Annotated in this window: 18 protein-coding genes; 10 read left to right on the top strand and 8 right to left on the bottom strand. The window is 62.3% G+C overall.

The window, feature by feature from the left end; all coding sequences use genetic code 11:
- Window positions 1-13: 13 nt before the first annotated feature.
- Genes ispE through D3F01_RS09920 form a run of 3 tightly spaced genes read right to left on the bottom strand, consistent with a single transcriptional unit; the run spans window position 14 to window position 2,583 of the window.
- The gene (ispE, locus tag D3F01_RS09930; RefSeq protein ID WP_242888390.1) at window positions 14-904 is read right to left on the bottom strand and encodes a 4-(cytidine 5'-diphospho)-2-C-methyl-D-erythritol kinase; all 891 of its coding nucleotides are present in this window, start codon (window positions 902-904) and stop codon (window positions 14-16) included.
- A gap of 12 nt (window positions 905-916) precedes the next feature.
- Entirely contained in the window at window positions 917-2,104 is a 1,188-nt protein-coding gene (locus D3F01_RS09925) for an aminotransferase class I/II-fold pyridoxal phosphate-dependent enzyme (protein ID WP_117505728.1), read from the bottom strand.
- Window positions 2,104-2,583 carry an Lrp/AsnC family transcriptional regulator gene (locus D3F01_RS09920; protein WP_005935606.1) on the bottom strand — a complete coding sequence of 160 codons (480 nt, stop codon included), beginning with the start codon at window positions 2,581-2,583 and terminating at the stop codon, window positions 2,104-2,106. Before D3F01_RS09920 ends, D3F01_RS09925 begins: the two co-directional genes overlap by 1 nt.
- A 377-nt stretch (window positions 2,584-2,960) precedes the next feature.
- On the opposite strand from D3F01_RS09920, the gene D3F01_RS09915 reads away from it, so the two are divergent.
- The 9 genes from D3F01_RS09915 (at window position 2,961) to D3F01_RS09875 (ending at window position 11,479) form a co-directional block, all read left to right on the top strand.
- Window positions 2,961-3,230 (top strand): ACT domain-containing protein, encoded by a 270-nt coding sequence (locus D3F01_RS09915; RefSeq protein ID WP_098923015.1) that lies wholly within the window; start codon window positions 2,961-2,963, stop codon window positions 3,228-3,230.
- Window positions 3,231-3,321: 91 nt separating this feature from the next.
- Complete coding sequence (locus D3F01_RS09910; protein ID WP_082210803.1) at window positions 3,322-4,689, top strand: PFL family protein; 1,368 nt, start codon at window positions 3,322-3,324, stop codon at window positions 4,687-4,689.
- A 162-nt stretch (window positions 4,690-4,851) separates the two neighbouring features.
- Complete coding sequence (locus D3F01_RS09905) at window positions 4,852-5,595, top strand: stage II sporulation protein R (RefSeq protein ID WP_242888375.1); 744 nt, start codon at window positions 4,852-4,854, stop codon at window positions 5,593-5,595.
- Between the two features lie 5 nt (window positions 5,596-5,600).
- Window positions 5,601-6,080, top strand: a complete 480-nt coding sequence (locus tag D3F01_RS09900; RefSeq protein ID WP_117505727.1) for a peptidoglycan-binding protein — start codon at window positions 5,601-5,603, stop codon at window positions 6,078-6,080.
- Window positions 6,081-6,316: 236 nt separating this feature from the next.
- Window positions 6,317-7,456, top strand: coding sequence for an exonuclease SbcCD subunit D (locus D3F01_RS09895; protein ID WP_242888373.1), 1,140 nt, complete (start codon window positions 6,317-6,319; stop codon window positions 7,454-7,456).
- Window positions 7,453-9,909: an SMC family ATPase gene (locus D3F01_RS09890; RefSeq protein ID WP_242888371.1), complete on the top strand. Its 2,457-nt coding sequence runs from the start codon at window positions 7,453-7,455 to the stop codon at window positions 9,907-9,909. Before D3F01_RS09895 ends, D3F01_RS09890 begins: the two co-directional genes overlap by 4 nt.
- Before the next feature lie 230 nt (window positions 9,910-10,139).
- Complete coding sequence (locus tag D3F01_RS09885; protein WP_005935628.1) at window positions 10,140-10,481, top strand: hypothetical protein; 342 nt, start codon at window positions 10,140-10,142, stop codon at window positions 10,479-10,481.
- A 193-nt stretch (window positions 10,482-10,674) separates the two neighbouring features.
- Entirely contained in the window at window positions 10,675-10,896 is a 222-nt protein-coding gene (locus D3F01_RS09880; RefSeq protein ID WP_005935630.1) for a PC4/YdbC family ssDNA-binding protein, read from the top strand.
- A 1-nt stretch (window position 10,897) separates the two neighbouring features.
- Window positions 10,898-11,479 carry a hydrolase gene (locus D3F01_RS09875; protein ID WP_242888369.1) on the top strand — a complete coding sequence of 194 codons (582 nt, stop codon included), beginning with the start codon at window positions 10,898-10,900 and terminating at the stop codon, window positions 11,477-11,479.
- Between the two features lie 53 nt (window positions 11,480-11,532).
- Here the strand turns inward: D3F01_RS09875 and D3F01_RS09870 are convergent, their stop codons facing one another.
- The 4 genes from D3F01_RS09870 to D3F01_RS09855 form a co-directional block, all read right to left on the bottom strand.
- Complete coding sequence (locus D3F01_RS09870) at window positions 11,533-12,162, bottom strand: hypothetical protein (protein ID WP_242888367.1); 630 nt, start codon at window positions 12,160-12,162, stop codon at window positions 11,533-11,535.
- Window positions 12,163-12,226: 64 nt separating this feature from the next.
- Window positions 12,227-13,399 (bottom strand): cell division protein FtsZ, encoded by a 1,173-nt coding sequence (gene ftsZ, locus D3F01_RS09865; protein ID WP_005935636.1) that lies wholly within the window; start codon window positions 13,397-13,399, stop codon window positions 12,227-12,229.
- A gap of 89 nt (window positions 13,400-13,488) precedes the next feature.
- On the bottom strand, window positions 13,489-14,820 hold the full coding sequence (locus D3F01_RS09860; protein WP_242888365.1) for a UDP-N-acetylglucosamine 1-carboxyvinyltransferase: 1,332 nt from the start codon (window positions 14,818-14,820) through the stop codon (window positions 13,489-13,491).
- Window positions 14,821-14,991: 171 nt separating this feature from the next.
- The gene (locus D3F01_RS09855) at window positions 14,992-16,134 is read right to left on the bottom strand and encodes a putative peptidoglycan glycosyltransferase FtsW (RefSeq protein WP_097770814.1); all 1,143 of its coding nucleotides are present in this window, start codon (window positions 16,132-16,134) and stop codon (window positions 14,992-14,994) included.
- A gap of 244 nt (window positions 16,135-16,378) precedes the next feature.
- Here D3F01_RS09855 and D3F01_RS09850 point away from each other — a divergent pair, with 244 nt between their 5' ends.
- Window positions 16,379-18,250: a penicillin-binding transpeptidase domain-containing protein gene (locus D3F01_RS09850; RefSeq protein ID WP_242888363.1), complete on the top strand. Its 1,872-nt coding sequence runs from the start codon at window positions 16,379-16,381 to the stop codon at window positions 18,248-18,250.
- Between the two features lie 48 nt (window positions 18,251-18,298).
- Here D3F01_RS09850 and D3F01_RS09845 read toward each other — a convergent pair whose 3' ends face one another.
- Window positions 18,299-18,892, bottom strand: coding sequence for a xanthine phosphoribosyltransferase (locus D3F01_RS09845; RefSeq protein ID WP_097770812.1), 594 nt, complete (start codon window positions 18,890-18,892; stop codon window positions 18,299-18,301).
- Window positions 18,893-18,910: the final 18 nt, after the last annotated feature.

Here is an 18,910-nt window from a genome sequence, read left to right as displayed (position 1 = left end):
GAGGTTATGCATGTTACAGCATCCACTTCGGGCTGACGACCCGCGCGCCGCCCCGATCGGGCCGTGCCACATACACCTGCGGCCACTGTGCCTTGACAGCCTCGGCGGCGCTTCGGGCAGCTTCTTCGCTCTCAAAGATGCCAAATACTGCCGCGCCGCTGCCGGTCATCAGGGCAGTGACAGCGCCGTTCTCTTTCAGCGCGGTCTTGATGGCCTCGTTGTCTCTGGCACCGCTGCATTCCTCCAGCGCGTTGCCTGCGGCGGCACACACACCCGCCAGATCCTCGGCGCGGATCGCCTTTTCCTGGGCTTCGCAGTCGGGGTGGGTGCTGCTGCCCACTTTATCATAAGCGGCAAAGGCTTCCGGGGTGGAAACGCCGTAATCGGGCATGACCACCGTGAACCAGCAGTCCGGGCAGGGCGGCAGGGCTTTCATCACATCGCCCACGCCCTGCACCCGGCAGGTGCCGCCCATCAGGGCAAAGGGCACATCCGCGCCGATCTTTGCCCCCAGCGCGCAGAGCTCACTCATGGAGAGCTTTGCGCCGTAAAGGACGTTCAGGCCCACCAGCACACCGGCGGCATCGGCGCTGCCGCCCGCCATACCGGCACGCACCGGCACATTCTTGTAAATGGTGATCTCTACACCCGCCAGCAGGCCGGTGTAGTGGAAGAAGGCCAGCGCCGCCTTGATGGCCGTGTTGGAATCGTTGGCGGCCACCGGGCTGCCCGGCAAGGTCAGGCTCAGGTTCTGGCTGCGGCGCAGCACCACCCGCTCGTACAGGGTGATGGCCTGCATCGTCATATCCAGGTTATGGTAGCCGTTGGGCAGCAGGCCCACTACGTCCAGCGCCAGATTCAGCTTGGCCGGGGCCAGAACGGTCACACTGTTCAGTTTTGCCATCGTTCTTCCTCCTCACTGCTCTCCGCTGTTGATGCCGTTTTCTTTCAGGAACTCCCGGATACGCTTCATGGCCTCGGTCAAGTGCTCCACGCTGTAAGCATAGGAAACACGGCAGTAGCCCTCGCCGGATGCGCCAAAGGCATCGCCGGGCACCAGCGCAACATGCTTCTGCTCCAGCAGCTTTGTGCAGAACTCCTGGCTGGTCATGCCGGTGCTCTTGATGCAGGGGAAGGCGTAGAATGCACCCCGCGGCTCAAAGCAGGTCAGGCCCATAGAATTAAAGCCGTGCACCACCAGACGGCGGCGCATGTTGTACTCGTCCCGCATCTTGTCGATCTCGCCGTCGCACTCCCGCAGGGCGGTGATGGCCGCATACTGGCTGGTGGTGGGGGCGCTCATAATGGCGCTCTGGTGGATCTTGGTCATAATTTTGATGATGGGAGCCGGGCCGCAGGCATAGCCCAAGCGCCAGCCGGTCATGGCATAGCTCTTGGAAAAACCATTCACCACAATGGTCCGCTCGGCCATGCCGGGCAGGGTGGCAATGGAGACATGGGGCCGCAGGCCGTAGTTCAGCTCGGCGTAGATCTCATCCGAAAGCACCATGACGTTGGTATCCCGCAGGACCTCCGCAATGGCTTCCAGATCCTCCCGCTCCATCACCGCACCGGTGGGGTTGTTGGGGAACGGCATGATAAGGAGCTTGGTCTTGGGGGTGATGGCGGCTTTCAGGGCCTCGGGCCTGAGGCGGAACTCATCCTCCTGGCGGCAGGGCACATGCACCGGCACACCGCCGGACAGGGTGGTGATGGGCTCATAACAGACAAAGCAGGGCTCCGGGATGATCACCTCATCCCCGGGCTGCACGATGGCGCGGATGCACATATCAATGGCTTCGCTGCCGCCCACGGTCACCAGCACCTCCCGCAGGGGGTCGTAGTGCAGGTGCATCCGGCGCTCCAGATATCTGCAGATCTCCGCCCGCAGCTCTTTCAGGCCTGCGTTGGCGGTGTAGCGGGTGCGGCCATGCTCCAGGCTCTCGATGCCTGCTTCCCGCACAGCCCACGGTGTTTTGAAATCCGGCTCGCCCACGCCCAGACTGATGCACTCGGGCATATCAGCGGCCAGATCGAAGAATTTGCGGATGCCGGAGGGGCGCATCTCCCGTGCGGCAGGCGCGATCAGTTTATCGTAATCCATCACAGAACCGTGCACTCTCTTTCATCGATCTCTTCGTCCTGATACAGGCGGCCCTCTTTTTTATAGGTGCGCAGGACAAAATGGGTGGCAGTGGACAGCACATCGTCCAGCGGGCTCAGGCGCTTTGCCACGAACAGGGCGATCTCCTGGAAGGTCTGGCCCTTGATGACCAGCTGCAGGTCATAGCCGCCGCTCATCAGCAGCACGCTCTCCACCTCGTCAAAGGCGGCAATGGTGGCTGCGATCTCATCAAAGCCGCGGCTCTTCTTGGGGCTGACGTTCAGCTCGATGACCGCTTCCACCCGGTTCACCCCGGCCTTTTCCCAGTCCACAAGGGTCTTGTAGCCCTTGATGATGCCCTGCGCCCGGGCCAGGTCGATCATAGCCGCCACCTCGGCGGGGGATTTATTCAGCATGGTGGCAATGTCCTCAATGGGCAGCCGCGCATTGTCTTCCAGAATCTTCAAAAGCTGTTCCATGGTCGTTTCTCCTTTGTTTTGCGCGGGCGGGCGCACCCGCCCCGCTGTTATTTTTCAGTATAGCACAAGAATCGCCGCTTTGCATCTTATTTTTTTACACCAAAGCGGTATAGAATGTCTTTTCCGCCTGAAAACTGCTCTTTTTTCCAAAAAGAGTGTTCAAAAATCGGCAAATCTGCTATACTGAAATTAAACCCTTCCGTCAAAGCCTGACGGCTTTGCCACCTCCCCTAATAGGGGCGGCCTTGGCAGAATGATACAGTTTGTGCGGAACGGGGAACTTGCAAAACTCCACGCAACGCCAGAGGCCCCACTACCAGGGGGGCTGGCGCGAAGCGCCTGAGGGGTTTTTACCAGAAACAATGGGGGTAAGGAATATGAAAGCGTTTATCACCGTCATCGGACACGATACCGTGGGCGTTGTTGCCAAAGTGGCCGCCCTTTGCTGCGAGCTGAACATCAACATTGAGGATGTGACCCAGAGCGTTCTGCAGGGCATGTTTGCCATGATCATGCTGGTGGACATCTCCAAGTGCAGCGTCAGCCATGAGGAGCTGCACGCCCGCACCGATGCTCTGGCCAAGGAGATGGGGATGCAGATCAATCTGACCCGTCAGGAAGTTTTTGACGCGATGCATACCATCTAACAGACAAGACCTCTCAGACGCTTTGCGCCAGCTCCCTTAATAGAGGTGGCATTGCGAAGCAATGACGGAGAGGCTCAGAAAGGATACTCTTATGAGCATGATGAATACCGGCGACATCCTCGAGACCATCGAGATGTTCACGCAGGACAATCTGGACGTGCGCACGGTCACCATGGGCATCAGCCTGCTGGACTGCATTGATCCGGACCCGAAGAAGGCCTGCGAAAAAATTTACAACAAGATCACCACCAAGGCAGCCGATCTGGTGCCCGCCGTGGAGCATATCAGCGCCGAGTACGGCATTCCCATCATCAACAAGCGGATCAGCGTCACCCCCATTGCCATGCTGCTGGGTGCCTGCCCCGATGCAGACCCCGTGGACTTTGCCAAGGCACTGGATGCCGCAGGCAAAAAGGTGGGCGTGAACTTTGTGGGCGGCTACACCGCCCTTGTGCACAAGGGCTTCTCGGCCGGTGACCGCCGCCTGATCGAGTCCATCCCCCGCGCACTGGCCGAGACCGACATCGTGTGCAGCTCGGTGAATATCGGTGCCACCAAGGCAGGCCTGAACATGGATGCCATCAAGCTGATGGGCGAAGCCGTGAAGAAGGCCAGCGAGCTGACCGCCGACCGCCAGTGCATCGGCGCGGCAAAGCTGGTGGTGTTCTGCAACGCACCCGAGGACAATCCCTTCATGGCCGGTGCATTCCACGGCCCCGGCGAGCCCGACTGTGAGATCCATGTCGGCGTTTCCGGCCCCGGCGCTGTGCGCGCCGCGCTGGCAAAGCTGCCCAAGGATGCTCCCATCGACGAGGTGGCGGAACTGGTCAAGCGCACCGCCTTCAAGATCACCCGCGTGGGCCAGCTGGTGGCCAATCTGGCCTCCAAGGCTCTGGGCGTGCCCGCAGGCATCATCGACCTTTCGCTGGCCCCCACCCCTGCTGTGGGCGACAGCGTGGCCAACATTCTGGAAGAGATGGGCCTTGAGACCTGCGGCTGCTGCGGCACCACGGCCTGCCTGGCCCTGCTGAACGATGCTGTGAAGAAGGGCGGCGTGATGGCCTCCAACCATGTGGGCGGCCTCTCCGGTGCCTTTATCCCCGTCAGCGAGGACGACGGCATGATCCATGCCGCCGAATGCGGCTGCCTGACCATCGAGAAGCTGGAGGCCATGACGGCTGTCTGCTCGGTGGGCATCGATATGGTCATCATCCCCGGCGATACCACCCCCGCTGTCATCAGCGCCCTGATCGCCGACGAAGCCGCCATTGGCATGGTAAACAGCAAGACCACCGCCGTCCGCGTCATTCCCGCCATCGGCCGCAAGGCAGGCGAGATCCTGGATTTCGGCGGTCTGCTGGGCTATGGCCCCATCATGCCGGTGAATCAGCGTGACCCCTCGGTGTTCATCAACCGCGGCGGCCGCCTGCCGGCTCCCATGCAGTCCCTGAAGAACTAAAAGGAACAACCCTCTCAGTCAATGCTTCGCATTGCCAGCTCCCCCGAAGGGGGAGCCCTTGGCATTACAGTCAGACTTCACTGCAAAAATCAAGTATCAGAATAAAATGTGTCAAACAGGCCCATTCTCTGGTTATCATTTCCAGAAAAGGGGCCTGTTTTTATGCTGCCATTCTTTTCCCGCACGCTCACCCGCCGTGAGATGGCGCTGGGGTGCGCCGTGCTTTCCCTTGCGCTGCTTCTGAGCGCCCTGCCTGCTGCCCTGCGCTGGGGGCAGACGCAGCTGGACACCGGGGTCCTCCTCTGTGCCGACACCCTGCGCTTCCACATCCGGGCCGACAGCGATTCCCCTGCCGACCAGACCGCCAAGCTCGCCGTGCGGGATGCCGTTCTGGCCTACGCCGATGCCCGCTGCACCGCACAGGACAAGCCTGCCGCCCTGCGCTGGGCGGCAGAGAACCTGCCTGCGCTGGAGCTGACGGCCCGGGCCGTGCTGGCAGGACGGGGGATTTTTTCCACCGTTACGGTACAGCTGGTGGAAATGTACTTTGATACCACCCGCTATTCCACCGGCATCCTGCCCGCCGGGCGGTATCAGGCCCTGCGCATCGACCTGGGCGGCAACGCCCGCCACGGCAAAAACTGGTGGTGCGTGCTCTACCCGGGGCTGTGCCGCTCTGCCTGCGGCACCTACGCCCTGCCGGAGGAAAACGATCTGGTGTGTGGGGGGTATGTGGTGCGGTTCAAATGCGTGGAGTGGTGGCAGCGGGTGACGGCAAGCCGGGAGGATCAGGTGCTGGTCGAAACAGCCTCGCCCTCTCAGGCGCGAAGCAAAGACGGAGAGGGCAAAAAACGCTATGGCACACCTCCCCACTGCGCTGCATACGCTGTCGTGGAAGGAGTGTGACCACAATGGCGATCCCCGCTTATTATTCGTTGATCCAAAAGGGCTCCTACGGCCCGGACGAAGCTCTGGTGCAGACCTGGCTGAACGGCGTGCGTGACCAGTGCAGCTATTACCCCGCACTGACCATAGACGGCCACTTTGGCACCAGGAGCGAAAACGCCGTGAAAGAATTCCAGCTCCGGAACAGTATGAACATGGACGGCAAAGTCGGGGCCAACACCTGGAATGCCCTTTACGCAAAGTACACCGCAAAGCACGGGCTGGCGGTGCCCTATCCCGGCATCGTGATGCGCACCGGCATGTCCGGCGGCACCATCCGGCTCATCCAGCAGAAGCTCAACACGCTGGGGGAGAAGATCGGCACGGACGGAAAGTTCGGCTCCCGGACTGCCGCCGCTGTTCAGCGGTTCCAGCGCCGCAATGGCCTGAACGCTGACGGTGCTGTGGGTAAAGCCACCTGGGAGAAGCTGTTCCCCGCTAGTTAAAAATTTCAATCGGCTCCGGGCAAAAATGCGGTTAAGAGATCTTCACGCCGACAGGCGGGAATCTCCAGCATTTTTGTTCGGAGCCCTCTGCTTTGGGGTTACTAGGGGCGAGCAGCCCCTAGTTCGTGCCTCCCGCGCTTCGAAAGTAGCGGGTGCTTTTCTGGTTCTCTTTTGGCACGCAAAAGAGAACATTCCGTGGTATAATAGAGCCATCCTTTTAGAAAGGGGGCTTCCCCATGCGTTTTCTCCACCTCTCCGACCTGCACCTGGGCAAACGGGTCTGCGAGTTCTCCATGCTGGACGACCAGCGCTATATTTTAGAGCAGATCTTATCCCTGCTCGATTCCCACCCCGTGGATGCCGTGCTGCTGGCCGGTGACCTGTACGACAAGCCCGTGCCGCCTGCCGAGGCGGTCCGCCTGCTGGACTGGTTCCTCACCGAGCTTTCCCGCCGGGAACTGCCGGTGTTCGCCATCTCGGGCAACCACGATTCCGCTGACCGGGTGGCCTTTGGCTCTGCCCTGCTGGCCGAAAGCAGGGTCTACGTCTCACCGGTGTTTTCCGGGCCGCCGGAGCCCATCACCCTCACCGACGCACACGGCCCGGTCGATCTGTACTTACTGCCCTTTTTGAAGCCCGCTATGGTGCGGCACGTCTGGCCGGACGCGCCCATTGAGAGCTACAACGATGCCCTTGCCTGTGTGCTGGATCACTGTTCGCCTGACCCGGCCCGCCGCAGTGTGCTGGTGGCACACCAGTTCGTGGCAGGAGCTGCCTCCTGCGAGAGCGAGGAGCCCAGCGTGGGCGGCATCGACTGGGTGGATGCCGCCCTGTTCGACAAGTTTGACTATGTGGCGCTGGGGCATCTGCACAGCCCCCAGAAGGTGGGCCGGGACACCCTGCGCTACTGCGGAACGCCGCTGAAGTATTCTTTCTCGGAGGCCAGCCAGCACAAGAGCGTGACCTTTGTGGAGCTGGACGAAAAGGGCAGCGTGACCATTGCCGCCGAACCGCTGGTGCCCCGGCACGATCTGCGGGAGCTGCGCGGCAGCTACATGGAGCTGACCGACCGCCGCAATTACGAGGGCACCGCCGTGGACGATTACCTGCACATCACCCTGACCGATGAGCAGGACATCCCCGAGGCACTGGCCCGCCTGCGGGTCATCTACCCCAACCTGATGCGGCTGGATTACGACAACCGCCGCACCCAGACCCGGCAGGAGCTGGATGCCCCTGCAAAGGCCGAACAGAAAACACCGCTGGAGCACTTTGCAGATTTTTACCAGCTGCAGAACAACCAGCCCCTGACCCATGAGCAGGCGGCTTTCTGCCAGCAGCTCATTGAAAGCATCTGGAAGGAGGAGGACGCATGAGACCGCTCAAGCTGACCCTCTCGGCCTTTGGCCCCTATGCAGGCACCACCACCCTGCCGCTGGAGCAATTGGGCAGAGGCGGGCTCTACCTTGTCACCGGCGACACCGGCGCGGGCAAGACCACCCTGTTCGATGCCATCACCTACGCCCTGTACGATCATTCCAGCGGCGGCGTGCGGGATGGGGCCATGCTCCGCAGCAAATACGCGGACCCCGGCACCCCCACCTTTGTGGAGCTGGAATTTGAGGTGCGGGGGCAGCGGTACACCGTCCGGCGCAACCCGGAGTATCTGCGCCCCAAGGCACGGGGCGAGGGGTTTACCACTGAAAAAGCAGATGCCGCCCTGACCTATGCCGACGGCCGCCCGCCTGTGACCAAAGCCAAGGAGGTGACTGCCGCTGTCATTGATATCATCGGGCTGGACTACAACCAGTTTTCCCAGATCGCCATGATCGCGCAGGGACAGTTCACCCGCCTGCTCAACGCCACCACCGAGGAGCGGAGCAAGATCTTCCGGAAGCTGTTCCGCACCCAGCGCTACCAGAAACTGCAGGAGGCGCTGGCCGAGGAGAACTCTGCCCTCACGGCCCAACGCGCCGCCCTGAACGCAAAGCTGGACGCAGTGCTTGCGGGCATCTCGTATGATGCCGCCGACCCGGAGGCCAAAGCACTGGGGACACTTTCGGCGCAGATGCCGCCGGACCCAGTGACCACCCTGCTGGAGGGGCTGACCGCCCGGCAGGAAGCCGCCGCCGCACAGGCCGCAGACGCGCTGGCTGCGCTGGACAGGCAATTGAGCAGGTTACAGACCACGCTGGGCGCGGCAGAGCAGGCAGAGCGCCAGCGGCAGGAGGTTGCCGGAGAGCTGGCCAAGGCCCGTAGCACCGCCCAGCTGGAATCCGCCAAGGCCAGCACCCGGCGCAAAACGCTGGAAGCACTGGATGCGGCACTCACGGCTTCTGAAGCAGAGCTTGCCGCTCTGGCCGATGCCGACACCCGCCGGGTGGAGCTGGAGGCAGAAGCGGCCCGTCTTGCCCAGCGGGAAACCGCGCTGAACGAGCTGGCCCGGAGCCTGACAGAGTGCCAGCACCGGAACACAACCGCACGCACCGCGCAGGAGGCCTACCGGCAGGCGGCGGTCAGACAGACCGAGGCCCATTCTGCCCGTGACACACTGGAGCGTGCCTTTCTGGATGCGCAGGCGGGTCTGCTGGCTCAGACGCTGGAAGAGGGTGTCCCCTGCCCTGTCTGCGGCAGCACCCACCACCCGGCCAGAGCCCACCTGCCCCGCACCGCTCCCACCGAAGTGCAGGTGAACAAAGCCAAGCAGGCCGCCGCCCAGGCCGACAGCGCCGCACAGGAGGCCAGTGCCGCCGCGCGGGAAGCGCTGACGCGGGAACAGGAGGGCCGCGCCCAGCTGCGGAAGGATGCCGAAGCGCTTCTGCCCGAACGGTTCACTTCGCCCGAGGGGCCGGTGCCCCTGACCGTGAGCCTGCTCAAGACTGCGCTGGCTGAGGAAAATGATGCTCTGCACACTGTACAGGCTGACCTGAAGCAGCGCCAGACCAAAAACCATACCGACTGCCACCGCAAAAAAGAGCTGGAAACCCAGCGAAAAGCACAGGCAGAGCAGCGCACCGCTCTGGAAGCGCAGGTGACGGCAGCCCAGCAGGCTGCTGCCGCCGCCCAGGCTGCGGTGCAGACACTGGAAACCCGGCAGACTGCGGAGCAGACCGCGCAGCCCCAGAAGATCGCGGCGCTCAAGGCAGAGCAGAACGAGCTGCTGGCCCGGCGCAAAGCCCTTGCCGCACAGGAGAAAGACCTGAACGCCCGGCTGCTGCCCAACCGGAGGGCGCTGGCCGATTACCGGAAGCTTGCCGACCAGCGAGACGCGCTGGATGCCCGTTGGCAGTGGGTAAACGCACTGGCCTCCACGGCAGGCGGCACCTTGAGCAGCAAGCAGAAGATCCGGCTGGAGGCCTACATCCAGATGAATTACCTCGACCGCATCCTTATCCACGCCAACACCCGCCTGATGCAGATGACGGCGGGCCAGTACGAGCTGGAGCGCATCGGTGCCGAGAACCAGCGCAGCCAGTCGGGCCTTGACCTGGGGGTCATCGACCACTACAACGGCACCCGCCGCAGCGTCAAGACCCTGTCCGGCGGCGAGAGCTTCAAGGCCTCGCTGGCGCTGGCCCTGGGTCTTTCCGATGAAGTCCAGAGCACCGCAGGCGGCATCCGGCTGGACACCCTCTTCCTCGATGAGGGCTTCGGCTCGCTGGATGAGGAATCGCTGGAGCAGGCCATCCGGGTGCTTTCCGGCCTGACCGAAGGCGACCGGCTGGTGGGCATCATCTCCCATGTCGCCGCCCTGAAGGACCGCATCGACCGGCAGGTGATCGTGCACAAGGAGCGGAGCGGGGGCAGCTGGGTGGAGATTGTGACGTAACCAGAAGACACACCCTCTCAGTCATCGCTATCGCGATGCCAGCTCCCCCAAAGGGGGAGCCTTTGGCGAGTTTACCGCAGACATCTGCTAAAGGGCAAGGCACTTTTGGCTCTCCCTTCGGGAGAGCTGGCTGCGAAGCAGACTGAGAGGGCAAGCCTGGTTGTGGGGCAGCTTTACCTTTCAGAATAATAAGCCTTTAAAAGGGAAAATTATTTGCGGAGGTGTTTCTTATGTCCCACAAGCAAAAGCACGTCGGCCCCACATCCAGCCGGGTGAGCCCGCCGCTGGGGGCGCTGCCCAGCCAGCCGGACAGCCCGGAGGTGCAGCTGCCGCCGCCGGAACCGGACCTGCCGCCGATCCAGGCGGTCCCCATGACGGACGGCACACCGGCAGCCTGTATGCAGAAAAACGCCAAGGAATTTCTGGCAGGAAATACACCCGGCGTAATGGCGCAGTATGCCCCCGGGCTGTTCAGCACTGAGCAGAAGCGAAACAGCCGCCAGCCCGCACCGGATGACCCGGAGGCGGTAAAAGAACTGGTTCGCCTGCGGGAAGAGGAGCCTTATGGTTGACCCCCTCCGTCACGCTCCGCGCGCCATCGCCCCTCGCAGGGGAGCCCTTGGCAGAACGTGCCGTTTTGCGGATATCACATCCGGCTCCTGCAAGTAAAATCAAAATTTTCAAATTATTTTCCAATTACCTGTTGAAATCTTCGCCGCGTTCTTATATTATGATAACAAACAAAGCAAAGGCAGGTAAGGAAACATGGCAGAAATCAAATACGAAGTGGTCCAGCGCATTGCAGTGCTGTCTCAGCGTCCCCGCGGCTGGGAGCGCCAGCTCAACCTCATCAGCTGGAATGACGGCGAACCCAAGTACGACATCCGTGATTGGTCCCCGGACGGCACCCGCATGGGCAAGGGCATTTCCCTGAGCGGCGAAGAGCTGGCCATCCTCAAGGGCATTCTGGAAGATCTGGAGCTGTAAGATGGACTACCACGAGGAGTTTTTGCAGATCTGGCACCAGCATGTCTCCCGCCCGGGCAGCGAAAAGCTGCTGGACTGGCTGGACAACAAGACAGATTTCTTCTCGGCTCCGGCCTCCACCCGGTTCCACGGGGCCTGTGACGGCGGCCTGTGTATGCACAGCCTGAACGTCTACCATGCTCTCCACGACGGCTTTTTCACCGAGGGTGAGAGCGAGGAGAGCTATGCCATCTGTGCTCTGCTGCACGATCTGTGCAAGGCCAACTACTACAAAAAGGGCACCCGCAATGTGAAGAACGATGCCACCGGCCAGTGGGAAAAGGTGCCCAGCTACAGCGTGGAGGATCTGTTCCCCTATGGCCACGGCGAGAAGAGCGTGTTCCTGATCGAGCGTTTTATGAAGCTGAAGGTCGAGGAAGCGGTGGCCATCCGCTGGCACATGGGCGGCTTTGACGATGCGGCCAAGGGCGGCTGCTTCGCCATCTCGGAGGCTTACGACAAATACCCGCTTGCCGTCAAGCTCCACATTGCCGACCTGAAGGCCACCTACCTCATGGAGCACCGCACCAGCGCCGTGCGGTAACATCCCTAAGACGCAAAAAAGACGATGCACAGCGTTTGTGCATCGTCTTTTTGTTATACAGTCATTAAGCTTTCCAGCTGATGTACCAGATCCACTGCCTGATGGTCGAGTGCCGTGGTGGGCTTCCAGTCCGGCTGCGCAAAGGGACAGCGTTCCTCCTTCGGTTCCGGCGGTGCGGCCTGCGGGGCAGGCTCCTGCTCCGGTGCGCTCTGTTCCGGTACAGCATCCGGCTGGGGCTGCTCTGCCTTGGGGGCATCCGCCGCCGGGTGGAACACGATCACCGGCAGGCCGGGCTGTTCCAGCACCTTGGGCTGCGGGGGCACGGGCGGCAGCAAACTGTTTGCCCGCGCCTGCTCACACAGAGCTTCCAGCTCGGCGTTCTCCTGCCGAAGTGCCACCATCTCCCGCTCACAGGCGTAAAGCCGGGTCTGGTAACGGCGGATCTCCGCATTGGCAGCGGCAAGACGGCGGTTCAACAGCTCCGCCTGAGCGGGCTGGCTCGGGAGCCGTCTCCCGGTTTCCGGTTCGACCTGCGCCATCGTTTCCTCCACTTCCTGCACCCTGCGCAGAGCGCGGCGGTATTCACGGGCAGCGGCGGCACAATAACGCTCCACACAGCGCAGCACACTGGTCCTGCGGCAGCTCAGCCATTCGGTGCGCAGCCAGATGTCGTTTGGTACCATCTCTGCTCCTCCCGCTCACGCGCGCAAGAGACCACGCCCCCTCCCGGGCGGTTCACACTGTTGCTTACTTACGCTTATTCAGGATCGCCAGCAGCTCGTCGTAGTAACGGTTGTCGCTGCTCTCTTCCTCCACCGGCTTTGCAGCGCTGTTTGCGGCGGCAGCAGGCTGCTGCTTTGCGGCACCCGCGCCGGACACATCAGAGCTGAACACTGCGCTGGGGGTGGAAGCACCGGCACCGGCGGCGTTGTTCAGGCTGCTGCGCAGGCCATCGGCGGCCTTGTTGTCAAAGCCGGTGGCCACAACGGTAACGCGCATCTCATCGGACAGGTTCTCATCGAACGCAGTACCCCAGATGATGTTTGCATCGGGGTGAGCGCTCTGGGTGATGAGGCCGGCAGCGGTCTCGACATCCTCCAGGCCGATATCGGGGCTGGAGGTGATGTTGATGATCACGCCGTGCGCACCGGCAATGCTGGTTTCCAGCAGCGGAGAGGAGATCGCAGCCTTGGCGGCGTTCTCTGCCTTACCTGCGCCCTTGGCGCTGCCCACGCCCATGTGGGCGTAACCGGCATCCTTCATAATGGAGCGCACATCTGCAAAGTCCAGGTTGATGAAGGCGGGCACATTGATCAGAGCAGAGATGGATTCCACGCCCTGACGCAGCACATTATCGGCAGCCTGGAAGGCGTTCATCAGGGTGATCTTTTCCTGGCTGATCATCTTCAGGCGCTCATTCGGGATAACGATCAGGCTGTCAACGTGCATGAGCAGGTTTGCAATGCCCTGCTCTGCCAGGCCCATCTTGCGCTTGCCCTCAAAGGAGAAGGGCTTGGTGACGATGCCCACGGTCAGGATGCCCAGATCGTGTGCCACCTCAGCCACAACGGGAGCCGCACCCGTGCCGGTGCCGCCGCCCATACCGGCGGTGATAAAGACCATCTGGGAGCCCTTCAGGGCATTTGCGATCTCGTCCTTGCTTTCCTCGGCAGCACGCTGGCCGATCTCGGGATCAGCGCCCGCGCCGCGGCCCTTGGTGAGCTTGGAGCCCAGCTGCACCTTGGTGGCAGCATGGTTCTTGGCCAGCGCCTGCTGGTCGGTGTTCATTGCAATAAATTCTACGCCCTGCAGACCGTCGCTGACCATGCGGTTGACTGCGTTGCCGCCGCCGCCGCCCACGCCAATGACCTTGATCGTCGTAACATTTTCATCCATTTCTTCGTCGAGCATGAGTGCCATAACTTTTGTCCTCCATCGGATATGTTATCGTAAACCTGCGCTTTTCGCACAAGAAGAGTTCGATACTATACTTATATAACTGTATCGTATCATCTTTTTGCCCCGATTGCAAGACAAATTTGTTTTTTTGCAGAGGTTTTTTTCACCGTCCCGTTTCCCGGGGCCGATTCCCGCCGAATTTGCGCCCCCAAACCGGCCAAAATCTCTGTAAATCCGGCATATCCCCGGTCGATATGCGCCGGGTGGGTGATGACCGTGGTTCCCCGGGCCGCAAGCCCCGCCAGCACCAGTGCCGCCCCGCCCCGCAGGTCGGGGGCCTCCACCTCTGTACCGCGCAAAAGGCCGCCCGGCGCAATGGTCAGCACCCTGCCTGCCGTTTCGGCCTGTGCACCCAGGCGGCAAAAGCCCTCAGCACAGCCGAACCGGCGCTCAAAGATCACGTCCTCGATGCTGCTCTCGCTGTCGGCACAGAGCATTGCCGCCGCCAGCAGCGGGGCAGCATCAGTGGCAAGGGCCGGATAGGCTCCGGTGAACACCCGGCCTGCCCCGTGCAGCCGCCCAAAGCGGGAAATTCGCACCGTATCCCCCGCCGGTTCCACCCGGCACCCCATTTGTCCCAGAATTTCCAGCACCGGTGCATAGAGCGCAGGGGCGCAGCCGGTCAGTTCCACCCGGCCGCCCGCTGCCGCACAGCCGCAGGCCAGCGTGGAAGCAAAAATGCGGTCGGGCAGGGGCGAAAAGCAGCACCCGGAAAGGCCCCGCCGCCCTTCGATGCGGATCGTGGAGCTGCCCGCCCCCTCGATGCAGCCGCCGCACCGGTTCAGAAAAGCGGCAAGGTCGGCGATCTCCGGTTCCCGGGCCGCTCCCCGCAGGATGGTCCTGCCCTTGGCACAGGCAGCGGCCAGCAGAAGCGTCTCGGTGGCCCCTACGCTGGGGAAACGCAGGGTGATCTCGGCCCCGTGCAGGCCGGAGGGAGCCGTCAGCACCAGCCGCCCTTCCCCTGCTTCCAGCTCCACCGCCCCCATTTTTGCCAGCCCCGCCAGATGCAGGTCGATGGGCCGGGCCCCGATGCGGCACCCGCCGGGCAGGCTGGTCTCGGCGCGGCCCAGCCTTGCCAGCAGGGGCGCGCAGAACAAAATGGAGGCCCGCATTTGTCCCGCCGTTTGCCCCGGCAGGGTGCTGTTGGCAGGCGGGCCGGAGAGTACCGCATCACTGCCCTCCCACCGGGCTGCACAGCCCACGCCCCGCAAAAGCGCCATGCAGTGTTCCACATCCGCAAGGCGGGGCACAGCCTGGAGCCGTACCTCTCCCGTGCAGAGCAGCGATGCCGCAAAAAGCGGCAGAACGCTGTTTTTCGCTGCCGGAATTTTTACGCTTCCGTTCAGCGGGCGGCCCCCTGTCACCACGATCCGTTCCTCCATGTCCGTGCCCCCATTCCGCAAAAGATACCCCACCGTATGCAAAACAGGGCCGGAGTGTGAGGCGGACAAGTTTGTTTGGCAATTTATAGCATCCTCGCCCTCTCAGGCGCTTCGCGCCAGCTCTCCCAAAGGGAGAGCCTTTGGCAATTCAACTTTATGTTTTCTATTCCGTCAGGTCTCACCTCTTGATACGGATAGGACAATACCCATCTCTCCCAACAACATCATCAGGCTCGTTCCTCCGGAGGAGAAAAAGGGCAGGCTGATGCCGGTGTTGGGGATGGTATTGGTGACCACGGCCACATTGAGGACAGCCTGCAGGGCCACCTGCACGGTAAAGCCCACCACCAGCAGCGCCCCAAAACGGTCGGGAGCATGGGCGGCAATGGTAATGCCCCGCCAGAGCAGCAGCACGAACAGCAGCACCACGGCGCAGGCCCCCACAAAGCCCAATTCCTCGCAGACGATGGAGAAGATGAAGTCGTTCTGGGGTTCAGGCACAAACAGGTGTTTCTGGCGGCTGTTCCCCAGCCCCAGCCCGGTGGCTCCGCCGGAGCCAATGGCGTACAGGCTCTGGATGGTCTGGTGGCCATCCCCCAGCGGGTCGGCAAAAGGGTCCTGCCAGGAGCGCAGGCGGTCGGCGGCGTAGGGCACAAGGTCCGGCATAACGACCACTGCCGCCCCGATGGCGGCTGCCCCGCCCACGCCCGCCAGCACGAACCACCGCAGACCTGTGCCGCCCACGAACATCAGCACAGCTCCGATGCCCAGGATCAGCAAAGTGCCCGAAAGATGGGGTTCCAGCAGCATCAGCGCCGCCACCACCCCCAGCACCAGCACAAAGGGCAGCACCCCCACCGCAAAGCTGCGCATCCTGTCATGGTTCAGCGAGATGATGTGCGAAAACACCAGCACCACCGCAAATTTTGCGATCTCGCTTGGCTGCAGGGTACCCACCCCCGGCAGCACCAGCCACCGTTTGCAGCCGTTGTATTCCGGCATAAAAAGCACCACCGCAAGCAGCACCAGCGAGACCCCCAGCAGCGGCCAGGCCAATTTGTGGAAGATGTGGTAGTCCACCCGGCTGGCCATCCACAGCCCCGCAATGCCCATGGCGGCGTAGAGCAGCTGGGGGCGCAGGTAGGCAAAGGCATCGCCCCGCCGGTAAAGGGCCACCGCCCCCGACGCACTGCCAAGCATCACCAGCCCGAACCCCACCAGCGTGAGTACCAGCACCAGAAACGGCAGGTCCATGGCCGGCAGCGGCCGCAGCGGTGCCTTGTGCCGCCCGCCTGCCAAGGCAGTCAGTTTCATGTCGTCACCCCCAGTTTTACTATTGTACGCCATGCTGCTGTTGGCTATACGGATATTATCGTGACGTTGTGCATATCTTGTACACTAGCTCACCCTCTCAGGCGCTTTGCGCCAGCTCCCCCAAAGGGGGAGCTTTTGACAAAATCATAAACTTTGTATCGAATGCCAAGGCCTCTCCCTTCGGGAGAGGTGGCATCGCGTCAGCGATGACGGAGAGGGTGAGCCCGTTAAAGGGGGTGACATCATGCCCAGATTTCTCCGCACCCTGCCCGAGCGGGGATTCCGCCGCCGGGCACGGGCCGTGGCGGTGCTGTTCTGTGCTGTCTGCCTGGGGCTGGCCGTGCGGCTCTTTTTTCTGCAGGTGCGCACCGACGGTTTCTATGCCGATCGCGCACAGGGCCAGCAGCTGCGGGACACCGTGGTCCCCGCAGACCGGGGGCGCATTTACAGCGCCGACGGCCTTTTGCTGGCCGCCAACAGCAGCTGCTGGACCCTGCGGGCCTCGCCCCGGGAAATGCCGGAAGAGAAAATCACCCTTGCCGCCCACGGCCTTGCGGAGATCCTAGCGCTGGACGAAGCGGCCCTGCTGGAAAAGTTCAGCGACCGTCGCTCCAACGACTGCCTGCTCCGCTACCGGGTGGACCGTGCCGCAGCCGATGCTGTGCGGGACTTCTGCGAGGAAAACAGCATCACCGGCATCCGCATCAATCAGGACAGCAAGCGCTGGTATCCGCAGGGCGCGTTTCTGGCTTCGGTGCTGGGGTTCACCAATGTGGACAACGCAGGGGTGGCCGGGCTGGAACTGAAATATGACGATCTGCTCACCGGGGAAAACGGCGTGGTGCTCACAGCTGTCAACGCCTGGGGCTACACACTGGAACAGAGCTACGAGACCGAGCGTTTTCCCACCGAGGGGGACGGCCTGCGGCTCACCATCGACAGCTGTATCCAGCACTACCTTGAAAATGCGCTGTCCTACGCTGTGCAGGAGCACCATGTGGCGGCGCGGGCTGTGGGGATCGTCATGGATGTGAACACCGGGGCCGTGCTGGCCATGTCCACCACGCCCTCCTATGACCCCAACGAGCCCCGCGTCATTGCCGACACCGCCGCCCGGAACACCGTGGAAGCCCTGACCGGTGATGCGCGCAAGACCGCTTTGCAGCTGGCCCAACAGACCCAGTGGCGGAACAAGGCCGTCAGCGACCTGTACGAGCCGGGCAGTGTGTTCAAGCTCATCACCTGCGCGGCGGCGCTGGATGCCGGAGCCATCACAAAGCATTCCAGCTTCTACTGCGGGGAATCCATCTCGGTGGCAGGCACCCGCTTCCACTGTGCCAACCACAAGCGCCACGGAGCCCAGAGCGTGACCCAGGCGCTGGAAAATTCCTGCAACCAGAGCTTCATCCAGATCGGGGCCCGGCTGGGCAGGGAGGCCTTCTGCGATTATTTTGCCGCCTTCGGCCTGCGGGAGCCCACCGGCATCGACCTGCCCGCCGAGCCGAAAAAGAGCCTGTACTATACCGCCGACCGGATGGGCCCAGTGGAGCTGGCCTCCTGTGCCTTTGGGCAGAGCAGCAAGATCTCCTATCTGGAAATGGCGGCGGCAGTCTGCGCCGTGGTCAACGGGGGAAAGCTGATGCAGCCCTACGTCGTCTCGGAGATCCTGGCCCCGGACGGCAGTACCATTGAGCAGCTCTCCCCTGTCTGCAAACGGCAGGTGCTCAAGGCAGAGACCAGCCAGACCATGCGGGAGATGATGGAGGCCGTGGTGCTCCACGGCGGCGGGCGGAACGCCCAGATCCCGGGCTACCGGGTAGGCGGAAAAAGCGGCACCAGCCAGAAGCTGGACAGCGCCGACGAAAAAGCCCGCATTGCCAGCTTTGTGGCGGTGGCTCCCATCGACAATCCGCAGTTTCTCTGCCTGGTCTGCCTGGACGAACCCCACAGCTGGACGACCGCAGGCGGCAGCCTGTCGGCCCCGGTCTGTGCCGAAGTGCTGGAGCAGACGCTGGTGTACAGGGGCGTGCCCCGCACCACGGAAGCCCCGGCTGCCTCCACAGCAGAGACCGCCGCCGACCTCCCCGCTGACGGCGACAGTTTTGACGGGGCCTGAAAACGGGCAGCAAAAAAGACCGCCGAAGCGGTCTTGAATTGCTTGTTTTCAGTTCTGGTGCGGCTGCTCGCGGAACTTGATCTCGCCGGTCTCGCTGTTCATGGATTCCACAATGGCAAGGCTCTCCAGCTGGATGCCCTTGCTGCGGATGAGCTCGCCGCCCTGCTGGAAGCCCTTCTCCACGGCAATGCCGATGCCCTCGACCGTGGCTCCGGCCTCCTTGGCCAGATCCAGCAGGCCCATCAGGGCACAGCCGTTTGCCAGGAAGTCATCGATGATCAGGACATGATCCTCTGCGGTGAGGAACTTTTTGGAGACGATGACATTATAGATCTTCTTGTGGGTGAAGGACTGGATCTTGGTCTCATAGTTGTCGTAATCCAGGTTGATGCTCATGGACTTTTTGGCAAACACCACAGGCACATTGAACTCGCTGGCAACCACGGCGGCAATGCCGATGCCGCTGGCCTCAATGGTCAGCACCTTGTTGACGGGCTTGCCTGCAAACAGGCGCTTCCACTCCTTTGCCATCTCGCGGAACAGGGGGATGTCCATCTGGTGGTTGATGAAGCTGTCCACCTTCAGCACATTGCCCTCGCGCACGATCCCGTCTTTCTGAATGCGTTCTTCCAGCAGTTTCATATCCGTCTCTTCCTCCAA

It is taken from the genome of Faecalibacterium sp. BCRC 81149, assembly GCF_022750605.1.
Lineage (GTDB): Bacteria > Bacillota > Clostridia > Oscillospirales > Ruminococcaceae > Faecalibacterium > Faecalibacterium duncaniae.
This window is presented reverse-complemented; position numbering and strand designations above follow the sequence as displayed.